Consider the following 23,045-nt stretch of genomic DNA (forward strand, 5'->3'; position numbering starts at 1 on the left):
ATCACTTTTTAGCATATTTCTTTGATTTAAGTGAAAAATATATGAAGAAATAATAGCTGGAAAGGAGAGGTATATATGGTTAATCGAAATGATGTTTGCAAGGCGTGTGAAGGAACAGGAATGTTGTCAGATGACGAAGAATGGCAGTATGTCTGCACGATCTGTGATGGACAAGGAGAAGCTATTGCTGAAAATATTATTCACCCGAAACGAATGAACGTAGATGAAAATAATCGTCTTTTAGATTAAATTATATTGGATTCTTTTTTATATCTACTACTTTCGGATTCCCTTCACCCAGAACCCGCCGAAAAATGCTTTTGTCTCATGTGAGATAATAAATGCGTGAGGATCTAACGCTTTTACAGTTAAATAGAGATTGCGTTCCGATTTTCTTGATGTAAGGATATCCATCATCAGACGCTCACCTTCACGCCCATATGCAACCCAATTTGTTACGCCATAACCTTTGTCCCGGAGTGAGTTTGGAATGTCTGGCTCGTATTCTTTGGTAATAACCGTTACTTTGATATATCCTAAAGCTAATTTTTCTTCAATTTTCATCCCAACGATAACACCAATTCCATAACCAATAGCATAAGCAATTAGATTTTCAGTGCGATCTAAGTTATCCAAGACAATACCTAAGCCAATAATGTACACAAGTATCTCCACAATGCTTAAACCAGCTGCCAGATAACGCCAGCCTTTTAATGTAAGAATCATTCGAATTGTAAAAAGTGTGACGTAAACAATGTTTATAACTAAGATAATAATTACCATACCAACCGCGTTCTCCATGATTAAACTCATTATAATCCCCCTAAAATATTCTAACTTTTTCATTTAATATGGTATAAGACGGGATCGGTTACTTATTTAACTCATAACTCTTACTATCAAAAAAATTACTTGTTTTATAATTACTTCTAACACAAAACGTTTATCCCTTTAAATTAATTTTGATAATTTAATTCTTTCTTACAAACCCTAAGGAAAGATATATAAGAGGAGGTTTAAGTATGGATAAGAAAAGGCAAGAAAATTCAGATAAAGTAGCAGAAAAAAGTTATGAACCAGACGATTACAATCGAACAGATGAATTATCTAAAGGGATGGCTATCACACACGAGCAAGTTTCTGACACATTTACCGAGGGAACCGTTGATGGGAAAATTGACGATGTAGGAGAAGATGGGTCATTAAAGTCTCATAATGGAGAAGCGATTCCAAGAGAAGGTTATGAATACAAAAAATATGACCAAAAAACTACAGAAAAATCTTAATTAACTACGCAATCAAAGCATAAAACACGATTCAATAAAAAAGTTTAAGAAGCCTTGATCTTCAGAACGTCGAAGAACCCATGCTGATTTTGGAAGCATGGGTTCTTCCTTTTTATTTAAATTATGCTAATATTATATTTCTCTAATAAATCTTTAAGCGCCGGACGTGTGTTTCCATTTGTACCAGTTATTTCAGAGGCAGTTATTAAAGAATTTAAAATTGCTTCTTCTGTGGCTTCTGAAACAGCGTGAAAAGCGATATCGATATCCTCCTCATGTATCACAGAGGAAGAGAGCAGGGTGTTAAGTTTATAATGAGGAACCTTTGTTGCGGTAGAAAAACCAATCACGATATCACCACTGCCAGTAGATAAGGATGATCCTGTAAGGGAAAGTCCGGTGACTGTTCTTTTTAAGATACGATTAAGTTGTCTATCAGAAACTGGAAGGTCCGTAGCGACAATAATCATAATAGAACCTTTATCTTTAACTTCATAAGAAGGATGCAGATGGAAAATTTCTTTGCCAGTCTCTTTACCATTAATGGTCAGATCCTTTAAGACTCCAAAATTAGTGCAGACTAAAACTCCCATCGTATACATTCCATGAGAGAATTGCATAATTCTAGATGAAGAACCGATTCCACCTTGTAATGAAAAACAAACCATTCCAGTTCCTGCACCAACGGAACCTTCTTGAAATTCAGAGGCGGCATTTGAGATCGCCTGAAAAATGTGTTCTTTTTGTATAAAACCTGCTCGAATGTCATTTAGAATCATATCATTGCATTCCCCGACAACTGGGTTAACAGTTCCAGTTGTTTTACCTATGTCGGGATTGCTCTTTAACATGTATTCAATTAGAGCATCCGCAGCAGTACCGACACTCAAGGTATTTGTAAGTATAATAGGAGTTTCGAGTGTACCGAGTTCATTCAGCTGAAGTGTACCAGTAGTTTTGCCAAAACCATTCATGACATGACAACTTGCGATCATTTTCTCTTTAAATAAATTTCCTTTGTGGGGAATGATAGCGGTAACTCCAGTTTGCATGTTTCTATCGCTAAGAGTTGTATGGCCAACCTTCACACCAGGTACATCTGTTATTGCATTTAGTACGCCTGGGCTAAAATCTCCAATATTTACTCCGTAGTTTCTTAACCGTTTCGTGTTTTGCATGTATTTATACTCCTTCCATCATGTTTATTATTCACCAAAAAGAAGGAATAATCCTTTTCTTTTCTATTTAGATGAAAGCTAAAATCAAGATAATTAAAAATTAATAGACTTGCATGGACTTTTCTGTGAAGACGGTGTATTCTCTAAGTTATGGACATAAGAAGTCAGACAACTTTATGAAAGGGGATACATACATGAAAAAGATTGCTGTATTAACAAGTGGGGGAGATGCACCTGGTATGAACGCTGCAATTAGGGCAGTGGTAAGGGCAGCCGTGTATTATAACATTGAAATTGTTGGAATTACTAGAGGATTTGCTGGATTGATCAAAGGTGAATTAATAGAAATGGAAGCGTCTACTGTTGGAGATATTGTTCATAAAGGTGGTACGATGCTGAAAACAGCTAGATCAGAGGAGTTTAAAACGGAAGAAGGAAGAAAAAAAGCTTATGAAATATTAAGGGAAAATGGGGTGGAGGGCTTAGTCGTTATCGGAGGAGACGGTTCTTTCGCTGGTGCTCAAAAACTCAGTGAAATGGGGATAAACACCATAGGAATTCCCGGAACAATCGATAATGACTTGGCATACACCGAGTATACGATCGGATTTGATACGGCAGTAAACACAGTTTTAGATGCTGTTACAAAAATTCGTGATACATCATCTTCCCATGAAAAAGCAACAATCATTGAAGTTATGGGAAGAAATTGCGGTGATATTGCATTACACGCAGGTCTAGCTGGAGGTGCGGAAAGCATCATTCTTCCAGAGGCTCAATTAGGGATTGAAGATATCGCCAAAAAGCTTAAACAAGGAAAAGAAAGAGGAAAACTTCATCACATTATCATGCTCGCCGAGGGATCTGGCATTGCTTCGCAATTGCAAGAAGAAATTTTAGAGAAAGCCGGTGTCAATGCTCGTGTAACCGTTTTAGGATTTATTCAACGCGGAGGAGACCCGACATCTTTCGATAGAATTATAGCTAGTAAAATGGGCGTGAATGCTGTGGAATTGCTGTTAAAAAATGAATCAAATAAAGTAGTAGGTATAAAAGATAATAAGATCTTTAATATGGATATTACGGAAGCTTTAAACATGAAAAAGCCCTTTGATAACCACATGTATAAGTTAACCGAAATATTATCTGTTTAGTATTAGAGATTTGAACACCTCCTTGCGTTTAATCCCTTCTACTAACGTGAATATTAAAGGTATCATGTTTTTGGAGGGAATTAATAAATGAAGCAACAAGAAATACAATTATTAAAAAAAGAACTTTTAAAAATGAAAGAAGAGTTCGAGACCCGATTATCAACTCAAGAGGATAGTAAGGAAAGTGCTGGGGATACGGGAGAACTTTCAAATACTTCTAACCATCCCGGAGATCAAGGAACGGAGTTATTTGATAGACAAAAAGAAATGACTTTAGATAATCATTTAAATGAAACGTTAGAAGAAGTGAGTGAAGCGTTAGAAGCAATTCAAGATGGCACCTACGGTAAATGTGCAGAATGTGGGAAGGAAATTCAGTTTGAAAGACTGGAAGCAATTCCAACGACAAAGTGGTGCATAGACCACGCGAAAAAACAAACAGAAGAAAACAAACGTCCAGTAGAAGAGGATATAACAAGTCCACTGAAAAAAGGGGATACATCTTATAAGCAAGAGCTGCGACAAGATACTTGGGAAGCTGCGAGTGAGCATGGTACCTCATCAGATACACCAGATGGCACTCAAAAATAAAATTAGATTAGTAAGTAGAGGGTGTGACCAAGTTTTTGGTCACACCCTCTAGACTCTCTAAGCATTTTCTTCGAATTTTTTTGCGATACCCACAATGACATTAGTAGCTTTTTCCATATTTTCGACGGAAATAAATTCATACTTACTATGAAAGTTTTCTCCACCGGTAAAAAGGTTCGGAGTAGGTAAACCTTTATAGGAGAGTTGTGATCCATCCGTTCCTCCTCTGATCGGCTCAACAATAGGAGTTATTTCCAATGAAGTCATTACTGAAAAGGCAACATCTACAATTTCTTTTACTGGTTCTATTTTTTCTCGCATATTATAATACTGGTCTTTGATAACTAGTTCAACAGTGTTTTTTCCGAATTTTCTTTGCATGCCTTCCGCGACCCAGCGAATATGCTTTTTTTTGTTTTCGAATTTCTGTTGATCAAAATCACGAATAATATAGTGTAATGTAGTTTTTTCTACATCACCATCCATAGAGAGCAAATGATAGAAACCTTCGTATCCAGCAGTGTGCTCTGGAGCTTGACTCAAAGGAATTTCATCATGAAAGTTCATTGCAAGCTTCATGGAATTTGTCATTTTGTTTTTTGCTGTGCCGGGATGAACGTTATTGCCATGAAAGATAACTTCGGCAGAAGCAGCATTAAAACTTTCGTATTGAAGTTCACCTATGGGACCACCGTCTACAGTATAAGCAAAAGATGCCCCGAATTTTTCTACGTCAAACTTATGTGGTCCACGTCCTATTTCTTCGTCAGGCGTAAATGCTATACGAATTTTTCCATGCTTAATCTCAGGATTAGCAATTAGAAATTCAAGTGCAGTCATAATTTCTGCAATTCCTGCTTTGTTATCCGCGCCTAAAAGCGTATTCCCATCTGTAGTAATCAGTGTATGTCCGATGTAATTTTGAAGATTTGGAAACTTATTAGGTTCAAGGATGATAGATTTCTCTTTATTTAACACGATTTCACTGCCATCATAATTCTTTACTAGCTGAGGGCGAACATTCGTACCAGTAAAATCAGTGGCGGTGTCTAGATGAGCAAGAAAGCCAATTACCGGAACATCTTTCTCTGTATTTGAAGCGAGCGAGGCCATCACGTAACCGTAATCATCTATGTGTACATCTTCCATACCAATTGTATGTAATTCTGCAACTAACATTCTTGCAAGTTCCCACTGTCCATCAGTAGAGGGACAAACTTCATTCGACATGTCTGATTGCGTGTCTATTTTTGCATACGCAGTTAACCTTTCAATCAATGTTTGTTTCATCTATTCTCAGCTCCATTTATTATATTTAAGATATGTATAACTAAATCATACTCTCTATTGTGTAATAGAACAAATACTAATTTTAAAAATGAAGGAACCCAGTAACATTCTACTCGAGGTATAGAGATAATTGGCTATAGAAGGGAAAGATGAAATAGCCGTGGTTCTTCTTTCAATCGTGCATTTACGCTCCTGACCACTTAACGGTAACGGTCGTTTCAACGAGAGGAATCGTTATTACTTCCATGTGATGCTCTATTACTTTTTACGAATAACTCCTTTTATGTCTCATAAATATCTTAGTCCATCCGTGAAAGAATGAACGGATAAACTACCGCAAATATCATTTTGGTTGCACTACATTTATAATAAAAATGGAATAAATGTATATAGAACAGCAGTTATTCCTGCTGCGATTAGAGCTGGTTTTAACTTAAAGTGGGCATAGTCGATAACCGAAAGGCCTAATATTTTTGAAATAGTAACGGTATCATCACTTAAAGGGGATGCAAAAGCCCCGAAAGAACCACTAGCAAAAACAGCTCCAATGACAAGTGGCAGACTTACATCTGCTGCAAAGGAAAGAGAAACGCCGAGGGGCATTAATATTCCCCATGCGCCCCATGCTGAACCGATAAAGTAAGAGATCATGGCTCCAAAAAGAAATAGCAACGGAGCGATAAACATATGAGGAATCCATTCTGTGTTGGCTGTTATAAAACTGGAGAATCCTAAATCATCAGTAGCGGAAGATAATCCCCATACAACAGTCAAAAGTACAATAACAGACATTAATTCATTTCCACCTAATAAAAAACTGTCCACTAATACTGTTAATTTAAAACGTTGAAAGAGATATAAAATGATACTCAAAAAAACAGTAATCAAAAGGGCAACAACCATTGCTTGCAGAACATCAGCTTCTATAAAAGCTTGAAAAAAGTTTACGCCCTCTCCCATGCCATCCCACCAGGTGAGAAACAGTGTGAATCCAATAACTGAAATAAGCGGAAAAATTAAATTCCATGGTCTGTTTGGTAACTCTTTAGAAACGGATGGATGACAGTCATGCCAATCTGCTTCCGATTCAGACTCAGACTCAGAACCTTCAATATCTGTAGGAGCATCTGACTTTGAGTGGTGAAAAAAACTTAAATATATACCTAGTAAAATGATCACAAAGGCAAAGAAATTAAAAGGAATGCTGCGAATAAATAACGAGTAAGGATCGATATCACTGCCTACATTCTCCACAGAAACTTGGATCACAGATACCATATAACCAACAAAGGCTGTTGCTACTGGTATCAAAACAATCACAGGTGTTGCAGTTGTTTCAATAACAAAACCGAGCTCTTTCGTAGACATTTTTATCTCCTTTAAAAGAGCTTTCATAATAGGAGCAATTGTCACAAAGCGAAATGTAGGTGCACTGAATGTCCCTATTGTAGAAACATAGGTGAGAATGAGGGCCTGTTTTTTAGTCTTGATCTTTTCGGCGGCAAGTTCTACAAATCCTCTGATCCCTCCTGTTATTTTAATGATTCCAACAAGACCGGAAAATGCATAAAGAAAGACAATAATTTTAATATTGTTTTCATCAATTAACGCTAGAACCAAATATGTAAGCATCGTTTGAATACCACCAAGAAAACTAGGATTAGCTAAATAGGATCCAACAAGAAGGCCAATAATAAGTGCTGGCAGAACTTGTTTTGTAAACATTGCTATAGGTATTACTAATAAAAAAGGTATTATAGATAGCCAACTGGCTTCCATGCTGCATTCCACCCATCGATGTACTCTTTCAAACATTTACTTAGCATGTGACTTAACATTAAAATTATGTATCATCGATATTTATGAAGGAGCCAATTAACTAAAGGCTATGCTATAAAGTGGATGAATCTTAAACTAGAAGGGGTTCTGAGTGATGATTGAAAAGATAAAAGAGAGAGAAAGTTACAAAGGTGATGTGATGGCGGGAATCTTTAAGGAGAAGTTGTACAGTGGATGACGGCAGACGGGATATAAGGATTAGAAGCCACTCATTTATTTTCCAAGTATGAGCTAAAGTACACAGACGCATACTACCTATAAAAGGAGGCTGAAAATGGGAAGAGACAGGCAAGAAAAAAAGCTGAAAGAGTCACACAGGGTTGAGTCTGATCGGGATCAAAAGTTAGAGTACAAAGGTGCTACAAAGCTAGAGGGGCCAGAAGCAGCTAGAAAAAGAAACAAAGAATAATTTACAGCGTCAATTAAAAAAACTTTCTGTAAGTAAATCTTACAGAAAGTTTATAGACATATGAACAACTACTTCCTGACTGATTGTCTGAATCAAGTCAGGTATAAAAATTTACGTTGTAACAGTACTATTTACAAAACTTTATAATTAACTTCCCATTTTACGGCGCATACTGGCAGTTTGTTTAGGCTGTTGGCTCGTCATTTTTTTCGTATTACCAAGGGAGTTATTTGTTTGTTGATTTGAACTGTTTTTTTGCTTTTTCTTTTCTAACTGCTGTCTCATTGCTTCTTGCAAATTAATTTTCTTTTTTGGGGTTTCCATGTTTTTGTCTCTCCTTATAATATAAGAACTCTTTTCATTATAATACAATTTATTCGAAATAGGTGATAAATTTTGATTCAAATGATGTCCTTATTAGTATCTCCATATATGGGGAGTTTTATTAGCGCATCACACTGCCACCCGATATCTTCATGGATTCGCCTACAATATTTTCAGCCGCGTCAGTTAATAGAAAGATAATACTATTTGCTACTTCCTCTGGATCTGTAATTCTTTTTGAAGGTAATCCGTTATTTACTATCTCCAATTGTTTTTCATAGCTTCGATTTTCTTGTTTAGCTTTCTTCTCAATTGCTCCACGACCCATTTCCGTATCTACAAAGCCGGGACATATCGCGTTGACTCGAATAGAATGTTCAATTGCTTCTAATGCAAAGGATTGAGTGAACCCAATTAAGGCAAATTTAGAAGCACTATATGCCGTGTTCCCATAAGTACCTCTTAGTCCGGAAAGGGAAGAGATGTTCACGATGGAACCTTTTTGCTTTTTTATCATCTCGCGGTAAACGAGTTGAGTAAGCAGAACGGTAGACGTGTAGTTGACATCCATCACTTCACGAAGATCATCTTCTCTGATTTGCTCCATCGTGTCTCCTCCAACAATGCCAGCTGAATTAACGAGACCTGTAATGGGACCATTATGCTTCACAGTTTTCTCCACAAGGTTGATTCGATCCTGTTCTTTTGCTATATTTGCCGCAATAATATTTACTCTTGCTTGATCATTAATAGACTGACATTCTTGCTTTAAATTCTGTAATTTAGCTTCATTTCTTCCAGTAATCGTTACATGTCCACCACATTTTACAACTTCAATTGCGGTGACATAACCAATACCGCCAGTAGCTCCAGTTATCAAAATATGTTCATCTTTCAGTGCATCTTTATCATAAATACTCATTACATTCACCAGCCTTTCTGTGTCTAATTATTCCCTTAATGAAAGAACAGAAACCTAGACTTCATTAATAAAAACAGTAGATACGAAAAGCGATGACTTCAGCGGTGAAAATCTTTTTTTAAGCCTCCTAAAAACGGTCTTTGTTAGAAGAGGCAAAAAGATTGCCTCTGTAAAGCATCGACCTGTAGAGGATTCGAGTACTCGTAAATTTCTGATTAAAACAATATTAGACGAAAAAATATCTTAAAAAAAGAGCACCTTAAAAGGAGTGCTCTTGTTTGATTTAATTAGTCATTCTCTTTCGTATTTAGCCGCTTTTTCTTAAGGAGAAAATGTACAATCATAAATGCAAAATAAATTAAAATTGCTACAATCATTAAACTTGAAAATTCCAGCTTAGCATTAAACCTTACTACAACAATCAAAGAAAGCAATAATAATGTGATAATCGTTCCGTATTTTGGAATAGGAATTTCTTTTAAACTTGGAATTTTTATTTTACTTACCATTAACACACATAAAAGGGTGTATATAGTAGCTAAAGCTGCATCAGGTATCGCGAAGTTAAAGATCGTTAATAATGCAATCACACCACCGGCAGCAGTAATCGGCACCCCGGTAAAATAATGTGCGGTTGAAGTTTCTTCGTCAATATTAAATCGAGCTAGTCTAATCGCTCCGAAAACCGGAAACATACCTGCTATTAATAAGCCGATCATTCCAATATCAACAAATGTCGTACTAAATATTAAAATAGCAGGTGCAATACCAAACGTTACAATATCAGCTAAAGAATCCAATTCTTTACCAAATGCACTTTCCACGTTAAGTTTTCTAGCTATCCATCCATCCATACTATCTAGCATCATTCCAATAAGTATAAAAAGTGAAGCATTTTGATAATCTCCTAACATAGCTGAGCCAACGGATAAAAATCCGAATAAAAGATTACTCAATGTTATGAAGTTTGGAATATTTCGTTTGATCACTTAATCATATCCTTTCTGCGTATTGGGTTGTATTTATGATTATATTCTATTGGATGTATTATATTAGCAGAAAGAAATAGCCACCCTGTCTGTGAGTCAGGTGACTATTTCAATAAAAAGCTGTTAAAACTATGTTGCCAACTGCCATTACCGCAAAATAAAATTCCTACATGAACAAGTTATTTTATTCCTTATTTACTTACTCATAGTATACAGTATTAGAAAGTTGAAATGCAATTGACAGCATTATCTTTAACTTGATTTCTCTATTTTTTCAACACGCGCTTCTTGTATTATTGTTTGTTTTTCCCTTTCAACCAAAAAGTAGATACTAGGAATCAGGAGGAGAGTTATCGTTGTTGCGAATAAGAGACCAGATATAACAACTGTAGCTAAAGGTGCTTGGTAACCTGCAGATGCACCGCCTAATATAGCTAAAGGAAGCATACCGCCTACTGTTGTCATCGTTGTCATGAATATCGGACGTAATCTATTTTTCCCGGCTTGAACCATCGCTTCTCTGATCGGTAAACCTTCACGTCTTAACTGGTTTGTTCTATCAACGAGTAAGATGGCGTTGTTTAAAATTATTCCTATGAGCATTAACAATCCCATTGCAGAGATAACACTTAATTCACGTTGAGTTACTAATAAGCCTAGAATAACACCCGTTGCTGTGAAAGGAATGATTGACATAATAATAAGTGGATGTTTTAAGCTGTTAAACTGTATGGCCATGACAACATAAACTAGAAACAATGAGATGATAAAAATAAAAATTAAATCATTCATCGCTTCTTGCTGAGTTTCTAAATCCCCACTCAGTTGTACCTCATAACCAGGTAAGTCTTTCCGATTCGATATTAATTCTTGAAGCTCGCTGTTTACCGAGCCTAAATCACGATTCTCGATCGAAGCAGTAACTTGAATAACTCGTTTGCCATCGATTCTTTCAATTTTATTAGGTGTATCTAATGAGGTAAAGGAAACATATTCGGATAGGGTTTTTTCACCTTCCCTAGATGTAACTGTTACGTCTAAAAGATTATCGATCGTCTTTGGACTCTCGTCTGCTTTGATAAATACAGGAATATAGTCACTAGTTTCATTATTACTAGGAATTTCAGCAATTGGATCTACTGTTTCAGATAAAGTCAGTTTTTCTAAAACTGTCATTTTAGATATGCCATCATTTTTCAATTGATCTTCATCTAAGACAATTCTTTTTGTTTCCTGGCTATTTTTAAAAGAGGTAACGACATTTGTAACTCCTTCAACGGTTTTTAAATCATTTTGGACATCTTCAGCCAAAAGTTGCAACTCCTCAAAATCTTCCCCGACTACCTCCATCTGAATGGATTGTTGACCACCGGTATCCATCATACTTAAAACGTTGGATATAGGAGTCTCATCTTCTAATTCTCGAATACTGGATATAACTTTGGAAACAACTTTATCTTGAGAAACAGTGATTTCATTATCTTTTGTTAAATTAACTAAGACATAGAAATTGTCTATATTATCCATGACAATATAACTATCAACATCCTGTAAATCTTCTAGTTGAAAGTGAATGGCATCTGCAATATCTTCTCTTTCTTCCGCACTAAGACCGGTTTCGAGATCTACAGTAAGCTCCGTATATCGATTAAAAATATCGGGCATGAGTGTAACTGGAACTTTAGCTGTTAAAAATAATGAGCTGGCTAAAATGACTAGGAATAAACTAATTACATAAATACTGCGTCTCTTTTTTTCTGAGACCCACTGAAGTATTTTTCCGTAAGTTTGCGTGATAGGTCCGTCTGACACTCTGGTTGAATTTTTTCGAAGTTTCAAGAAATTTTCGGAAAATGTTGGAATAACAGTAAAAGATATAAGTAAAGAACTAACGAGTGTGATCACAACTACTAGGGAAAGGACAATGATAAACGCACCCATTTCACCTCCAAATAGACCAATCGGTAAAAATACAACAATGGTTGTCAACATCGAAGCTATTACTGGAGAAGCAACTTCCTTTACACCTGTCATGACTGCCTCTTTACCAACAAAACCATTTTCTTTTTTACGGTAGATGGATTCCATAATAACAATCGATGCATCGACCATCATTCCAATTCCGAGCCCTAAAGCAATCATTGAAAGCATGTTTAAACTGTATCCTATGATCCACATCGTTGAGAATGTTAAAAGTAATGATAAAGGAATAGACAAGCCTACAATGATCGTCGCTCGTGGATTTCTCAAAAACAGGAACAAGACGATTATAGCAATGATCCCTCCAAAAAGAACACTTTGGGTAACACCATCTATTGCATCCTGAACATAATCCGCTTGATTGACAATTTCATTCAAAGAAAAACCAGAGACTAAATTCTCTTCATTTATTAAAGCTACTTCGCTCCGGACCGCATTTGCCATATCTATTTGTGTAAACCCGTCCGTACGACCAATCTCCGTAAATATGAAACCAGCATCACCATTTTTCCAAGTTTCCGCTTGAATTTCCGATGTTATTTCAGTCACTTCAGCAATGTCTTCGATTTGAACAGATCCCATTCTTGTTTCCATGAGATCATCAATGGATTGAAAGGACTGTTCCCACCGAAGACTTGGTTGACCTTCTTCATCTGACAATTCCCCCAATGATAAATCTAAGTTAACTTCTTGAATCGATTTAATCGCTTGATCGACTGTTAGTTCATGTTCCGCTAATTTATCTTCATCAAAGACAAGTTCCCATTCTTTTTCTTGTAAACCGGTAAATGCCACCTCTCTAACTTCCGGTAAAGCTTCGAGTCTTGGTTTGAGAACATTGTTAGCAAAGGTTGTCATTTCGTTTATAGACCCTTCAGAAATATCCATAAAAAATTCATAAGGCTGATCAGTCGAAAACTGTTGAACAGTCAATTCTGTGACTGGCAAGTCACTCGTGATTGATTGTAAAGTACTTTCCACATCCAAGGAGGCTTCCTTACCCATTCCTTCATCAGTGAAGTACTGAATCACCGCTAAACCTTCTGAGGAGGTTGATGTATAGGAATCAATGCCTTCTACACCTTCGATACTTTGCTCGGCAATCAATGTCAGCCTTTCCTCTACTTCGCTTGAAGTTAGAGAACCTGATTCCATATAGATAATTCCTCCATCCATCGTCACTGGTGGAAGCAATTCTTGATCTAACTTACCGATAGAATAGAATCCAATTCCTAATATGAATACGACCAAGAGACCAACAATCAGTTTTCGTTCTAACAATACACGTAATAAATTCATTAACATCGCCCACCTTAATTAGTTGATAACTTAAGCTTATGTGTTGGCGGACAATAGAACGACGTACTAGAGACTTGTATTTAATAAGACTTGAGGCGTATAATTTTCAGAAGTTGGATGTGAAAATTTTTATGTGAACAAAAAGGATAAATCAATCGTAATCACGAATTAACAATAAGGGTTAGGAATCTAGCTAGAATAAGTGAGGGATATATAATGATGAATAAAATAATTTTAATTGGCTCTAGTGGTTCAGGTAAGTCTACAATGGCCCGTCAATTGGGGGACAAGTTAAATGTAGATGTTTATCATTTAGATTCATTGTTTTGGAAGCCCGGATGGGTTGAAGTTCCTAAGAATGAACAACGTGAAACCCAAAAGCAGCTTGTGAGAAAAGATCGATGGATTATCGATGGGGATTATGGATCTACGGTTGATTTAAGAATGAATGCTGCTGATACTGTGATTTTTCTAGATACGAATCGATATCTATGTCTTTATAGGGTTGTAAACAGATGGAGAAAGCACCGAAATAAGACGAGACCGGATTCTGGTGCGGGTCCTGATAGGATTACATCTTCCTTTTTAAAGTGGGTGTGGTCATATCCTAATACAGTACGACCAAAAGTCATGGAGAAAATAGAGAGGTTAAAAGATGAAAAACAAATTATTATCTTGAAAACTCCAAAAGAGGTCCAGACCTTCGTCGATTGAACCATCGCATGATAAATTTTGAAAATAAATAGTAATCGACTAGCGTATTTGGGCAAATTTTTCAATTTTTTGTGGTTTGTCATTAAAAATGCTGTTTTTTACATGATAGGAATATATAAAGTTATGTTTTTTAGATATTGTTGTTGCCTCTCGAACAAAGGAGTCTCGAATCCGCTCGAGGTGGCTGCGTTCAACAGAAGATAGGGAAAAGCGGGTTTGAAAACCCCTTTAAAGAGGGAAGTTTAACCTTTATAAACTGCTATCGAAGAAGGAAGAGTGATAATTATGCCAACAACGAAATGGTTTAAATTTTTATACGGATTAGTTCTACTATTAATTGCTATTAATTTAGCTGTACAAGTACCTTTTATTTTCCAACCTATTGGAATAGCTTTCAGTACGATAGCGCCAGTTTTAATTATTGGAGGCGTTCTTTATTACATATTGCGTCCACTTGTGGGGCTCTTGAATAAAAAACTTCCAAATGCACTTTCAATAGTACTTATCTTTCTAGCATTCGCTGGGATAGTTACAGGTTTAATTATGTTTGTAGGACCAATATTAGTACGTCAAGTTACGCAATTAGTCGAAAACTTTCCTAACTTTGTTGAAACAGCACAAAGTTGGCTCAATGGTATCATGCAAAGCAATTGGGTAGCATATATTCAAAACGAACAAGCTTTCCAAGAGTTTGATACTTCCACAATCACAGATAATCTCTCCGGAATTTTTTCCAATATGAGTGAGAATATCATGAGCTTTTTTGCGGCGTTATTTACGACAGTAACAGTGATTGTTATTATGCCGTTTGTGCTGTTTTTCTTATTAAAGGATGGGCATAGACTGCCAGATAATGTTTTACGATTTTTACCAAAAGAACAAGTGGGGGAAGGTCAACGTATTTTAACTGACATGGATGAGACACTAAGTGCTTACATACAAGGTCAGGCAATTGTAAGTGTTTTTGTAGGCGCATTATCTCTCATTGCATATTTAATTATTGGAGTTGATTATGCACTAATTCTAGCGATTGTTGCAATGTTTACAAATTTAATCCCATTTATTGGACCATTCATTGGGACAATGCCGGCTGTGTTTGTTGCGTTATTCCAAAATCCAGTAATGGCACTTTGGGTTATTCTTGCTATTGTAGTTATTCAGCAAATAGAAGGAAATTTGATCTCTCCAAACGTAATGGGCAGAAAGCTACACATTCACCCATTAACGATTATTTTAGTGCTCCTCATTGCGGGGAACTTAGCGGGGTTAGTCGGTTTGATACTAGCGATCCCTTCTTATGCAATCGGAAAAGTAGTAATTCAAAATATCTATCGTCTGCTTAGGCTTCGATATCCGCAAATACGGTAGTATAATGCTAGAAATTGGAGGAGATTAACAGTGAAAGAAATGATTTCATTTTTAAAAGAACTGGCAGATGAATTTATAAAAGATAATGCGCCTATACTTGCAGCGGCACAAGCGTATTACTATTTGCTGTCCATAGTTCCTCTGTTAATCTTGGTTTTAGCAATTTTGCCATACTTGGATATAAATCCGGACAATGCAATACAACTCTTTCAAAGTGCACTACCAAGCGAAATGGCAGAGATATTACAGGATACGATTTTCACGATCATTTCCACTCCCAGTGGTGGATTGTTAACTGTTGGTATAATAGGAACAATCTGGTCAGCTTCAAACGGAATGAATGCATTTATTCTGGCAACGAATACCGCTTATAATGTTACTGAGAAAAGATCATTCTTAAATAGAAGACTTCATTCTGTACTACTTACATTCGGTATGATTATCGCTCTGGTAGCCACGTTAATTTTACCGGTTTTTGGAGAAGTTATCATGAGTTTTGTTAGATCATTTATGGTGATTCCAGGCGATTTTGAAATAATCTTTTTCATGGTAAGGACCCTTCTTGGATTTGTAATTATGGCGTTGGTTCTTGCTGCTCTCTATTATTTTGCACCTACCATTAAGCTTCCTTTCAAAATGGTACTGCCGGGAGCGATTTTTGCGATCATTTCCTGGCAGGTTATCTCTTGGGGATTCTCGTACTACGTTAGTAATTTCGGTAATTTTTCAGCTACCTATGGAAGTCTGGGTGGTATCATCATACTCATGCTCTGGTTTTTCTTAACAGGTCTTATTCTTGTAGTAGGGGCAGAGATTAATGCTATCTATTACAATCGTAAAACCATTGTCACAGTATCCAGAGTAAAATAAAAAAGGAGCAGGCACCATTATTTAATGGGCTCTGCTCTTTTTAATTGATATTTAATAATTCTTTTGCTCGTGTTACTTCCTGTTCAGAAGGGGTTTTGACACCGTCGAGAGGATAGGTTAAACCTAACTCTTTCCATTTATATACTCCCATTTTATGATAGGGTAGAATTTCTACTTTTTCTACGTTCGTAAGCGTAGAAATAAAAGACGAAAGATCTGTTAAATCTTTTTCTGTATATTTTCCAGGAACGAGAACATGCCGAATCCACACTAGGATTTCAAGAGAAGAAAGTTGTTTCGCAAATTCTAAAATATGTTTGTTTGAGACACCCGTTAATTTCCGGTGTTTTTCATCGTCCATTTGTTTTATATCTACTAGTACTAAATCGGTATAGGTCAGTAGTTCTAGAAAAGTATTTTGAAAAACTGCTGACTTGGAATAACATCCACCTGAACTATCAATGGTTGTGTGAATACCTAGTTTTTTACACTCTTTAAAAAGAGCAAGCAAAAAGTCGAGCTGCAGAAGGGGCTCTCCGCCACTTACGGTCACACCTCCGCCAGAATGCTTCATGTAAGGAAGGTATTTTTTGATATCTTCCATTAATGATTTCACGCTCATGATTTCTCCTGTAGTACGATTCCAAGTATCGGGGTTATGACAAAATTGGCAACGGAGTAAACAGCCTTGAGTAAAAATAACATAACGGATACTCGGTCCGTCCACCATGCCTGACGTTTCAATGGAATGGATTCTTCCTTCCATAATGAATTCCTCCTTGAGATTAGTATGTATAGGGGGAGCGTAAGTGCTCCCCAGCTGCTTTTAAGGCATTTCCATTTTACTTACTAGATAAGCGTACTAGAATCTATAAGTTGACAGCTATCTTTACGCCACACGCTTCAAGGGAAGCCCGACCTTCTTTTCGAGTAGCACCTACACGCAGTTCGTAGGTGCTACTCGCGGTGGCGAAAGATAAAACGCTGTATTTAATAAAAGACGGCTATGCCGTTTTTCTTATCACATAGACTCGTGGAATGTCCGATTTATCACGTCGATTTGTTGTTCACGAGTAAGTTTTATAAAGTTAACCGCGTATCCCGACACTCTGATTGTGAGTTGGGGATATTCTTCCGGTTTTTCCATCGCGTCAAGTAGAGTGGAGCGGTCAAACACATTAATGTTTAAATGGTGGCCTTGTTTATCAGAATATCCGTCAAGGATCGCTGATAGATTTGCTTTTTGTACATCTTTTTCTTTACCCAGTGCTTTAGGTACGATAGAGAAGGTGTTTGAAATACCATCTAAAGAATGCTCATATGGCATTTTTGCAACAGAGTTCAGAGAAGCCAATGCACCTTTTTTATCGCGACCGTGAAGCGGATTAGCACCAGGCGAGAATGGTTCACCACTTTTTCGGCCATCAGGTGTGTTCCCGGTTTTCTTTCCGTAAACAACATTGGAAGTAATCGTAAGGATAGACATGGTTGTCTTAGAGTTTCTGTAAGTTTGGTGCTGCATTAACATTTTTGAAAATTTAATAACGATGTCTTTTGCAATGTCGTCGACACGATCGTCATCATTCCCGTATTGTGGATAGTCACCTTCGATCTCATAGTCGACAGCTAATCCGTTTTCATCACGAATTACTTTTACTTTAGCGTGTTTAATCGCACTTAATGAATCTGCTACAACGGACAATCCGGCAATTCCAGTGGCCATGGTACGCATGATTTCTTTATCGTGTAATGCCATTTCAATTCTTTCATAGCTGTACTTATCATGCATAAAGTGGATAATGTTTAAAGTATTTATATAGAGATCCGATAACCATTCTAATACACTGTCGTAGTTGTTCATAACTTCGTTGTAATCTAAATACTCGGAAGTGATAGGCTTTATGCCAGGAGCAACTGTGACGTTCGCTTTTTCGTCAACTCCACCATTGATCGCATACAGTAAAGCTTTAGCTAAATTTGCTCGTGCCCCAAAGAATTGCATTTGTTTTCCTATTTCCATTGCGGAAACGCAGCAGGCAATACCATAATCATCACCAAATTCAGGTCGCATAATTTCATCATTTTCATATTGTAAGGAACTCGTCTCGATAGACATTTTTGAACAGAAATGCTTGAATGATGTTGGCAATGCAGGTGACCAAAGGATGGTTAAGTTTGGCTCGGGTGCTGGTCCAAGATTTTTTAACGTGTGTAAAAATCGGAATGAGTTTTTTGTAACCAATGGACGACCGTCTTTACCAATTCCACCAATAGATTCGGTTACCCAAGTAGGGTCACCACTGAATAATTCATTATATTCAGGTGTTCGCGCAAATTTTACTAATCTTAGTTTCATAACAAAGTGGTCAACTAATTCTTGGGCATCTTTTTCTGTTAAAGTTCCATTTTCGAGATCACGTTCAATATAAATATCTAAAAAGGTGGAAACCCGTCCTAAACTCATTGCTGCCCCATTTTGTTCTTTTACTGCTGCTAGGTAGCCAAGGTAGAGCCATTGAAAAGCTTCGCTAGCGTTTTGCGCAGGTTCTGAAATGTCAAAGCTGTAAATATTGCCAAGCTCTTTCAACTCTTGTAAGGCTCTGATTTGTTCCGCAATTTCTTCACGTAATCGAATAACATCCTCCGTCATTGTACCTGTGAGACTAGCAAGCTTTTCTTTTTTTACAGCTACTAGATAGTTGACACCATACAAGGCAACTCGTCTATAGTCTCCAATAATTCTGCCGCGGCCGTATGCGTCTGGCAAACCAGTAATAATACCGACCTTTCTAGCGAGCATCATTTCAGGAGTGTAAGCGTCAAATACTCCTTCGTTGTGAGTTTTTCGATAATCAGAAAAGATTTTTTCTACTTTTTCGTTTAATTTATAGCCGTAAGATTCAAGCGCAGCTTTAGCCATTCTAATACCGCCATATGGTTGCATGGAGCGCTTAAAGGGGATATCAGTTTGAACACCAACAATTTTTTCCGTTGCAGGATTTAAATAACCTGCCTTATGGGAGGTTATCGTTGATACTATTTCTGTATCAAGATCATACACACCACCGCGTTCACGTTCTTCTTTTGTTAGTTTCATCACTAGTTCCCATAAATCTTTTGTAGCTTTGGTTGCGTTAGTTAAAAAAGACTCGTCACCTTCATATACTTTGTAATTGGTTTGGATGAAATCTCTTACATTTACTTCATTTTCCCAATAACCCTGTTTGAATTCTTCCCATCCACGCTTTTCATTTTTTTCAAAAGTAGTCACCATCAAAGATTCCTCCATTTCTAAATTGAGATAAAAGTTTTATGTGAAAACATTCACATGATGTTGTGATTTAATTTTAAAACAGAATAAGGAGGAGGAGTAACTTGAAATGTGACACTTTCATGACGAATATAACAGAATGTTTTTTTTATATAACAGAAGGTAAAAGTGGGGATTCAGTAGTACAAGTTTTATAGTACAGGCAACTAAACTAAAAAAGGTGTCCCTTAGGACACCTTTTTTAAACTGCTGATGAAGAGTATATTTTATGTTGGATTGCTTGATAGATTGTTTGTGCTTCTAACTCTGTTACCGGAATCATTGGTAATCTAACAGGTCCTACGTGTATACCCTTCATTTCCAATGCTGCTTTCACTGGGGAAGGACTTGGCGCAATAAACATCGCTTTCATCATTGGCACTAAATCTCGATGAAGTGCGGAAGCATATTGGCTGTTACCGTTTTGGTGAGCGGTAATCATAGTTTGCATCTCACTACCAATAATATGTGAGGCAACAGATACGACTCCGTGTCCACCGATGGCTAATACCGCTAAGGTTAGACTATCATCACCACTGTAGAGAGAAAAGTTCTCTGGAGTATTTTGAATGATCGTAGTCATTGCATCAAGATCACCACTTGCTTCTTTAACGGAAACAATATTTTCAACCTGGGATAGTCGAATGATAGTTTCCGGTAACATGTTCACGGCAGATCTACCAGGAATATTGTAAAGCATAACTGGTAAGTTTGTAGACTCGGCTACCTTTTTAAAATGAAGGTAAAGGCCTTCCTGATTTGGCTTGTTGTAGTATGGATTAACGAGCATCACTCCATCTACACCAGTTTGCGTTGCTAATTTTGTTAATTCTACAGATGCTTTCGTACTGTTGGAGCCAGTTCCAGCAATAACCGGGATTCTTCCATCGACAACTTCCACGACATAACGGAATAATGAAAGTTTCTCCTCATTCGTTAATGTTGGGGATTCTCCAGTTGTGCCTGCAACAACAAGACCATCTGATCCATTTGCAATTAAATAATTTACTAATTCTCTTGTAGCATGAAAATCAATGTTTTCCTCTTGGTCAAATGGCGTGACCATCGCGGTTAAAACGTGTCCGAAATTCATTTGAAACACCTCTATTCAACAAATTTTGTTCGTCCAATCTACATGACGAGTCCAAGGTCCTGAATAGAGCTAAATCGCATGAGTAACTGTTATTTAAACACTAAAAAGCAACAACGAGGGTATCGTTGCTGCTAGAATGTATAACACAGTTATTCCAGCGTGAGATAGCCCTCCATATAGTCATCTGACTACATGACAGTTCTGCATTTATTCAATGACAGACCCAACAACAATCCTATGAGCAGACTATTGCTTCGGCAAGTATCCCTTTCGATATTTATCATAGGAGCTCAATCTCCTCAAAATACGTACTAATGACCTTTGCACCTCTATACTCACTTCAAAAGATAATTGAAGTAAATAAATATGAACTTTGAGTTTACTTTATCAAAGAAAAGTAACTTTTGCAATAGTTTTTGAATTTTATCTGTTGGACTTGGTTCTACTATTCCCGTAATACAATAGTTGAAACTTGTCTATAAAATAGGAATAGTCTAAATAACGCTCGCAGCAAGTCTTGTAAGAATAATAAAATATTAAACTAAGATACTTTTTTCGCTTGCCAATTTTTATTTTTTGAAAAAGAAGAAAGCTTTATATTACCTAGAGCAACACCAAGGAGAACAACAATAACACCTAACCATTGGATGGGTGCAACGTATTCTACTAAAACAACTGCAGAAAGTATGACAGCGACTGGAAGTTCAGAAGCAGAAAGAATTGTTCCAAGACCAGTGCCAACTTTCGGCATTCCAATCGCAAATAATAACGGTGGCAAACAAACCCCAAATACGCCTAGGAAAACGCCATATGGTGAAAAGCTAATCATTTGCGAAACACTCTCAAATGCGGTAGTCGGAGGGAAAAGAATACTAACAAAGATAAGTCCTCCTGTCGCGATTAGCGCGCTTTTCTGTAAAGGAGGAAGTTCTTTTCCAACGTTGCCGCTAATAAATAAGAATGAAGTAAACGTGAAAGCAGATAGAATACCAAAAATGACACCATTTATCGTAAAGCTTCCAAATCCATTCGTAATAATTGCAGTAGCTAAAAGTGAGCCTATGAGTAATATGACAATCGAGAGCCATTGAGCTTTACTCGGAGTTTTGCGATACAGAATGTAATCAAACAGAGAACCAATCCATACAAATTGAAATAAAAAGATGATCGCTAATGAAGCATCTATAGTTTGCAGCGAAAAGTAATAAAAAACACCGGTTAAACTCATAGGAATTCCGCAAAGTAAAAGCAAGCCAAGATACTTTATTGACATCTTGGATTTTCTAGTGAAAAGCACAAGTATCCAAAGAAGTGCAGCACCTATCATAAATTGACTAATAGTAATTTGAGCTAAATTAAAACCAGCACCATATGCAAGTTTCACACTCGTAGATAGTGCTCCTAAAGAACAACCACCAATAAAAACAAATAAAGCATACATCCACATTTTCATAATATTTCACCTCTAAATTTATTTTGAATACAAAAAAGCCATACATCGGGTCAGATGTATGGCGAAAATAAAGGATTATCCTTTAGAAAAGTCCATGTTCTTCACAAATTGCGAAGTTTTGATATTCAATTAATCCTTATTCATCTTAGTCATTTATTAAGGTTTTGTCAAGGGATTTTCAGCAAAATGGATATGAAGAGGAAGGTGGAATGTTAGAACCCACTTTACTGCGGCGGTAGTGCCTACAGTATGCGTATATTCATGTGATATTGCGATGGAAGCGTCCAGCTGCGGCAAGGGGGTGGAACCGCCTGTTCTAATTCACCACGGACGGATGTTTCACTTTTTTGATAGTGATTGTAAGAAAATGTATAAAGTAATACAATTAAAAGCAGATATCATATAATCATTAAGTGAGGGTGAAAAAATATGAGAAAAGTCGAGGTTGTCTCTTACAGAGAAGAATGGACACTATTATTTCAAGAGGAATCTATAAAAATATCTCGTATTTTCGGGAGTGAGTGTATACATCTATATCATATTGGCAGTACAGCAATACCGAACATGCATGCTAAGCCAGTAATTGACATCCTTGTTGAGGTGCAGAAGATAGAGAATGTCGATTCTTTTAACTTGGAAATGGAGCGGATTGGCTATGTGGCTATGGGAGAAAACGGTATTGAAGGTAGACGTTTTTATAAGAAAGGGGGAAATAACCGGAGTCATCACGTTCATGTTTTTGGAACGCAAAATAGAGAAATACAACGGCACATAGTATTTAAGGACTACTTGATAGCTCACCCACATGAAGCAGACAGGTACAGTCAACTGAAACAACTATTGGCGAAAAAGTATCCAGATGATATCGAGAAATACATAGATGGTAAAAACAATTTTATTAAGGATATCGATGCTAAAGCAAATAGATGGTTAAAAGGTAGATAAAATGAAACTGGTATAATTATGAGCAGAATTT

Annotated in this window: 21 protein-coding genes and 1 riboswitch; of the genes, 9 read left to right on the forward strand and 12 right to left on the reverse strand. The window is 36.8% G+C overall.

Going from position 1 to position 23,045, the window contains the following annotated elements; genetic code table 11:
- Positions 1–75: 75 nt before the first annotated feature.
- Positions 76–249, forward strand: a complete 174-nt coding sequence (locus CEF18_RS25720) for a hypothetical protein (RefSeq protein ID WP_183041026.1) — start codon at positions 76–78, stop codon at positions 247–249.
- 27 nt (positions 250–276) lie between these two features.
- On the opposite strand, the gene CEF18_RS04230 is transcribed toward CEF18_RS25720, so the two are convergent.
- Positions 277–813: a DUF2179 domain-containing protein gene (locus CEF18_RS04230; RefSeq protein WP_407690383.1), complete on the reverse strand. Its 537-nt coding sequence runs from the start codon at positions 811–813 to the stop codon at positions 277–279.
- A 209-nt stretch (positions 814–1,022) separates the two neighbouring features.
- On the opposite strand from CEF18_RS04230, the gene CEF18_RS04235 reads away from it, so the two are divergent.
- On the forward strand, positions 1,023–1,286 hold the full coding sequence (locus CEF18_RS04235) for a YozQ family protein (protein WP_110935351.1): 264 nt from the start codon (positions 1,023–1,025) through the stop codon (positions 1,284–1,286).
- Between the two features lie 116 nt (positions 1,287–1,402).
- Here the strand turns inward: CEF18_RS04235 and CEF18_RS04240 are convergent, their stop codons facing one another.
- A complete protein-coding gene (locus CEF18_RS04240; protein ID WP_110935352.1) occupies positions 1,403–2,464 on the reverse strand; it encodes a DmpA family aminopeptidase in 1,062 nt (353 codons plus the stop codon).
- 194 nt (positions 2,465–2,658) lie between these two features.
- On the opposite strand from CEF18_RS04240, the gene pfkA reads away from it, so the two are divergent.
- Positions 2,659–3,618 carry a 6-phosphofructokinase gene (gene pfkA / locus CEF18_RS04245; RefSeq protein ID WP_110935353.1) on the forward strand — a complete coding sequence of 320 codons (960 nt, stop codon included), beginning with the start codon at positions 2,659–2,661 and terminating at the stop codon, positions 3,616–3,618.
- A gap of 87 nt (positions 3,619–3,705) precedes the next feature.
- Complete coding sequence (locus tag CEF18_RS04250; protein WP_110935354.1) at positions 3,706–4,209, forward strand: TraR/DksA C4-type zinc finger protein; 504 nt, start codon at positions 3,706–3,708, stop codon at positions 4,207–4,209.
- A gap of 57 nt (positions 4,210–4,266) precedes the next feature.
- Here the strand turns inward: CEF18_RS04250 and pepT are convergent, their stop codons facing one another.
- Both pepT and CEF18_RS04260 read right to left on the reverse strand, forming a co-directional pair.
- Positions 4,267–5,499: a peptidase T gene (gene pepT, locus CEF18_RS04255; protein ID WP_110935355.1), complete on the reverse strand. Its 1,233-nt coding sequence runs from the start codon at positions 5,497–5,499 to the stop codon at positions 4,267–4,269.
- Positions 5,500–5,862: 363 nt separating this feature from the next.
- Entirely contained in the window at positions 5,863–7,278 is a 1,416-nt protein-coding gene (locus tag CEF18_RS04260) for a Na+/H+ antiporter NhaC family protein (RefSeq protein WP_110935356.1), read from the reverse strand.
- Between the two features lie 334 nt (positions 7,279–7,612).
- Between CEF18_RS04260 and CEF18_RS04265 the strand changes: the two genes are divergently transcribed.
- Positions 7,613–7,747 (forward strand): YpzI family protein, encoded by a 135-nt coding sequence (locus CEF18_RS04265; RefSeq protein ID WP_110935357.1) that lies wholly within the window; start codon positions 7,613–7,615, stop codon positions 7,745–7,747.
- Between the two features lie 147 nt (positions 7,748–7,894).
- Here the strand turns inward: CEF18_RS04265 and CEF18_RS25725 are convergent, their stop codons facing one another.
- The 4 genes from CEF18_RS25725 to CEF18_RS04280 form a co-directional block, all read right to left on the reverse strand.
- Positions 7,895–8,071, reverse strand: a complete 177-nt coding sequence (locus tag CEF18_RS25725) for a hypothetical protein (RefSeq protein WP_183041025.1) — start codon at positions 8,069–8,071, stop codon at positions 7,895–7,897.
- Positions 8,072–8,192: 121 nt separating this feature from the next.
- A complete protein-coding gene (locus CEF18_RS04270; protein ID WP_110935358.1) occupies positions 8,193–8,993 on the reverse strand; it encodes an SDR family NAD(P)-dependent oxidoreductase in 801 nt (266 codons plus the stop codon).
- 287 nt (positions 8,994–9,280) lie between these two features.
- Entirely contained in the window at positions 9,281–9,982 is a 702-nt protein-coding gene (gene pssA, locus CEF18_RS04275; protein ID WP_223292223.1) for a CDP-diacylglycerol--serine O-phosphatidyltransferase, read from the reverse strand.
- A 252-nt stretch (positions 9,983–10,234) separates the two neighbouring features.
- Entirely contained in the window at positions 10,235–13,261 is a 3,027-nt protein-coding gene (locus CEF18_RS04280; protein WP_183041024.1) for an efflux RND transporter permease subunit, read from the reverse strand.
- A gap of 219 nt (positions 13,262–13,480) precedes the next feature.
- Here CEF18_RS04280 and CEF18_RS04285 point away from each other — a divergent pair, with 219 nt between their 5' ends.
- From CEF18_RS04285 to CEF18_RS04295, 3 genes are all read left to right on the forward strand, one after another.
- Positions 13,481–13,975 carry a DNA topology modulation protein gene (locus tag CEF18_RS04285; RefSeq protein ID WP_110937578.1) on the forward strand — a complete coding sequence of 165 codons (495 nt, stop codon included), beginning with the start codon at positions 13,481–13,483 and terminating at the stop codon, positions 13,973–13,975.
- Between the two features lie 285 nt (positions 13,976–14,260).
- Positions 14,261–15,343 (forward strand): AI-2E family transporter, encoded by a 1,083-nt coding sequence (locus tag CEF18_RS04290; protein ID WP_110935360.1) that lies wholly within the window; start codon positions 14,261–14,263, stop codon positions 15,341–15,343.
- Positions 15,344–15,373: 30 nt separating this feature from the next.
- Positions 15,374–16,213: a YihY/virulence factor BrkB family protein gene (locus tag CEF18_RS04295; protein ID WP_223292224.1), complete on the forward strand. Its 840-nt coding sequence runs from the start codon at positions 15,374–15,376 to the stop codon at positions 16,211–16,213.
- A 40-nt stretch (positions 16,214–16,253) separates the two neighbouring features.
- Here the strand turns inward: CEF18_RS04295 and pflA are convergent, their stop codons facing one another.
- From pflA to CEF18_RS04315, 4 genes are all read right to left on the reverse strand, one after another.
- Positions 16,254–16,979 carry a pyruvate formate-lyase-activating protein gene (gene pflA / locus CEF18_RS04300; RefSeq protein ID WP_110935361.1) on the reverse strand — a complete coding sequence of 242 codons (726 nt, stop codon included), beginning with the start codon at positions 16,977–16,979 and terminating at the stop codon, positions 16,254–16,256.
- A gap of 255 nt (positions 16,980–17,234) precedes the next feature.
- Positions 17,235–19,487, reverse strand: a complete 2,253-nt coding sequence (pflB, locus tag CEF18_RS04305; protein WP_110935362.1) for a formate C-acetyltransferase — start codon at positions 19,485–19,487, stop codon at positions 17,235–17,237.
- A gap of 238 nt (positions 19,488–19,725) precedes the next feature.
- Positions 19,726–20,616: a 4-hydroxy-tetrahydrodipicolinate synthase gene (gene dapA, locus CEF18_RS04310; protein ID WP_110935363.1), complete on the reverse strand. Its 891-nt coding sequence runs from the start codon at positions 20,614–20,616 to the stop codon at positions 19,726–19,728.
- Positions 20,617–20,773: 157 nt separating this feature from the next.
- A riboswitch (Lysine riboswitch) is annotated at positions 20,774–20,956 on the reverse strand.
- 201 nt (positions 20,957–21,157) lie between these two features.
- Entirely contained in the window at positions 21,158–22,069 is a 912-nt protein-coding gene (locus tag CEF18_RS04315) for an EamA family transporter (protein WP_110935364.1), read from the reverse strand.
- A 429-nt stretch (positions 22,070–22,498) separates the two neighbouring features.
- Here CEF18_RS04315 and CEF18_RS04320 point away from each other — a divergent pair, with 429 nt between their 5' ends.
- The gene (locus CEF18_RS04320) at positions 22,499–23,014 is read left to right on the forward strand and encodes a GrpB family protein (RefSeq protein ID WP_110935365.1); all 516 of its coding nucleotides are present in this window, start codon (positions 22,499–22,501) and stop codon (positions 23,012–23,014) included.
- The last annotated feature ends 31 nt before the right edge of the window (positions 23,015–23,045 follow it).

The organism is Salipaludibacillus neizhouensis, assembly GCF_002886185.1.
Classification (GTDB): domain Bacteria; phylum Bacillota; class Bacilli; order Bacillales; family Salisediminibacteriaceae; genus Salipaludibacillus; species Salipaludibacillus neizhouensis.

What these genes read in the sequence shown, in the direction of transcription:
- CEF18_RS25720 (WP_183041026.1), top strand. Translation starts at nt 76, where the DNA reads ATGGTTAATCGAAATGATGTTTGCAAGGCGTGTGAAGGAACAGGAATG.
- CEF18_RS04230 (WP_407690383.1), bottom strand. Translation starts at nt 813, where the DNA reads ATGAGTTTAATCATGGAGAACGCGGTTGGTATGGTAATTATTATCTTA.
- CEF18_RS04235 (WP_110935351.1), top strand. Translation starts at nt 1,023, where the DNA reads ATGGATAAGAAAAGGCAAGAAAATTCAGATAAAGTAGCAGAAAAAAGT.
- CEF18_RS04240 (WP_110935352.1), bottom strand. Translation starts at nt 2,464, where the DNA reads ATGCAAAACACGAAACGGTTAAGAAACTACGGAGTAAATATTGGAGAT.
- pfkA (WP_110935353.1), top strand. Translation starts at nt 2,659, where the DNA reads ATGAAAAAGATTGCTGTATTAACAAGTGGGGGAGATGCACCTGGTATG.
- CEF18_RS04250 (WP_110935354.1), top strand. Translation starts at nt 3,706, where the DNA reads ATGAAGCAACAAGAAATACAATTATTAAAAAAAGAACTTTTAAAAATG.
- pepT (WP_110935355.1), bottom strand. Translation starts at nt 5,499, where the DNA reads ATGAAACAAACATTGATTGAAAGGTTAACTGCGTATGCAAAAATAGAC.
- CEF18_RS04260 (WP_110935356.1), bottom strand. Translation starts at nt 7,278, where the DNA reads ATGGAAGCCAGTTGGCTATCTATAATACCTTTTTTATTAGTAATACCT.
- CEF18_RS04265 (WP_110935357.1), top strand. Translation starts at nt 7,613, where the DNA reads ATGGGAAGAGACAGGCAAGAAAAAAAGCTGAAAGAGTCACACAGGGTT.
- CEF18_RS25725 (WP_183041025.1), bottom strand. Translation starts at nt 8,071, where the DNA reads ATGGAAACCCCAAAAAAGAAAATTAATTTGCAAGAAGCAATGAGACAG.
- CEF18_RS04270 (WP_110935358.1), bottom strand. Translation starts at nt 8,993, where the DNA reads ATGAGTATTTATGATAAAGATGCACTGAAAGATGAACATATTTTGATA.
- CEF18_RS04280 (WP_183041024.1), bottom strand. Translation starts at nt 13,261, where the DNA reads ATGAATTTATTACGTGTATTGTTAGAACGAAAACTGATTGTTGGTCTC.
- CEF18_RS04285 (WP_110937578.1), top strand. Translation starts at nt 13,481, where the DNA reads ATGAATAAAATAATTTTAATTGGCTCTAGTGGTTCAGGTAAGTCTACA.
- CEF18_RS04290 (WP_110935360.1), top strand. Translation starts at nt 14,261, where the DNA reads ATGCCAACAACGAAATGGTTTAAATTTTTATACGGATTAGTTCTACTA.
- pflA (WP_110935361.1), bottom strand. Translation starts at nt 16,979, where the DNA reads ATGGAAGGAAGAATCCATTCCATTGAAACGTCAGGCATGGTGGACGGA.
- pflB (WP_110935362.1), bottom strand. Translation starts at nt 19,487, where the DNA reads ATGGTGACTACTTTTGAAAAAAATGAAAAGCGTGGATGGGAAGAATTC.
- dapA (WP_110935363.1), bottom strand. Translation starts at nt 20,616, where the DNA reads ATGAATTTCGGACACGTTTTAACCGCGATGGTCACGCCATTTGACCAA.
- CEF18_RS04315 (WP_110935364.1), bottom strand. Translation starts at nt 22,069, where the DNA reads ATGAAAATGTGGATGTATGCTTTATTTGTTTTTATTGGTGGTTGTTCT.
- CEF18_RS04320 (WP_110935365.1), top strand. Translation starts at nt 22,499, where the DNA reads ATGAGAAAAGTCGAGGTTGTCTCTTACAGAGAAGAATGGACACTATTA.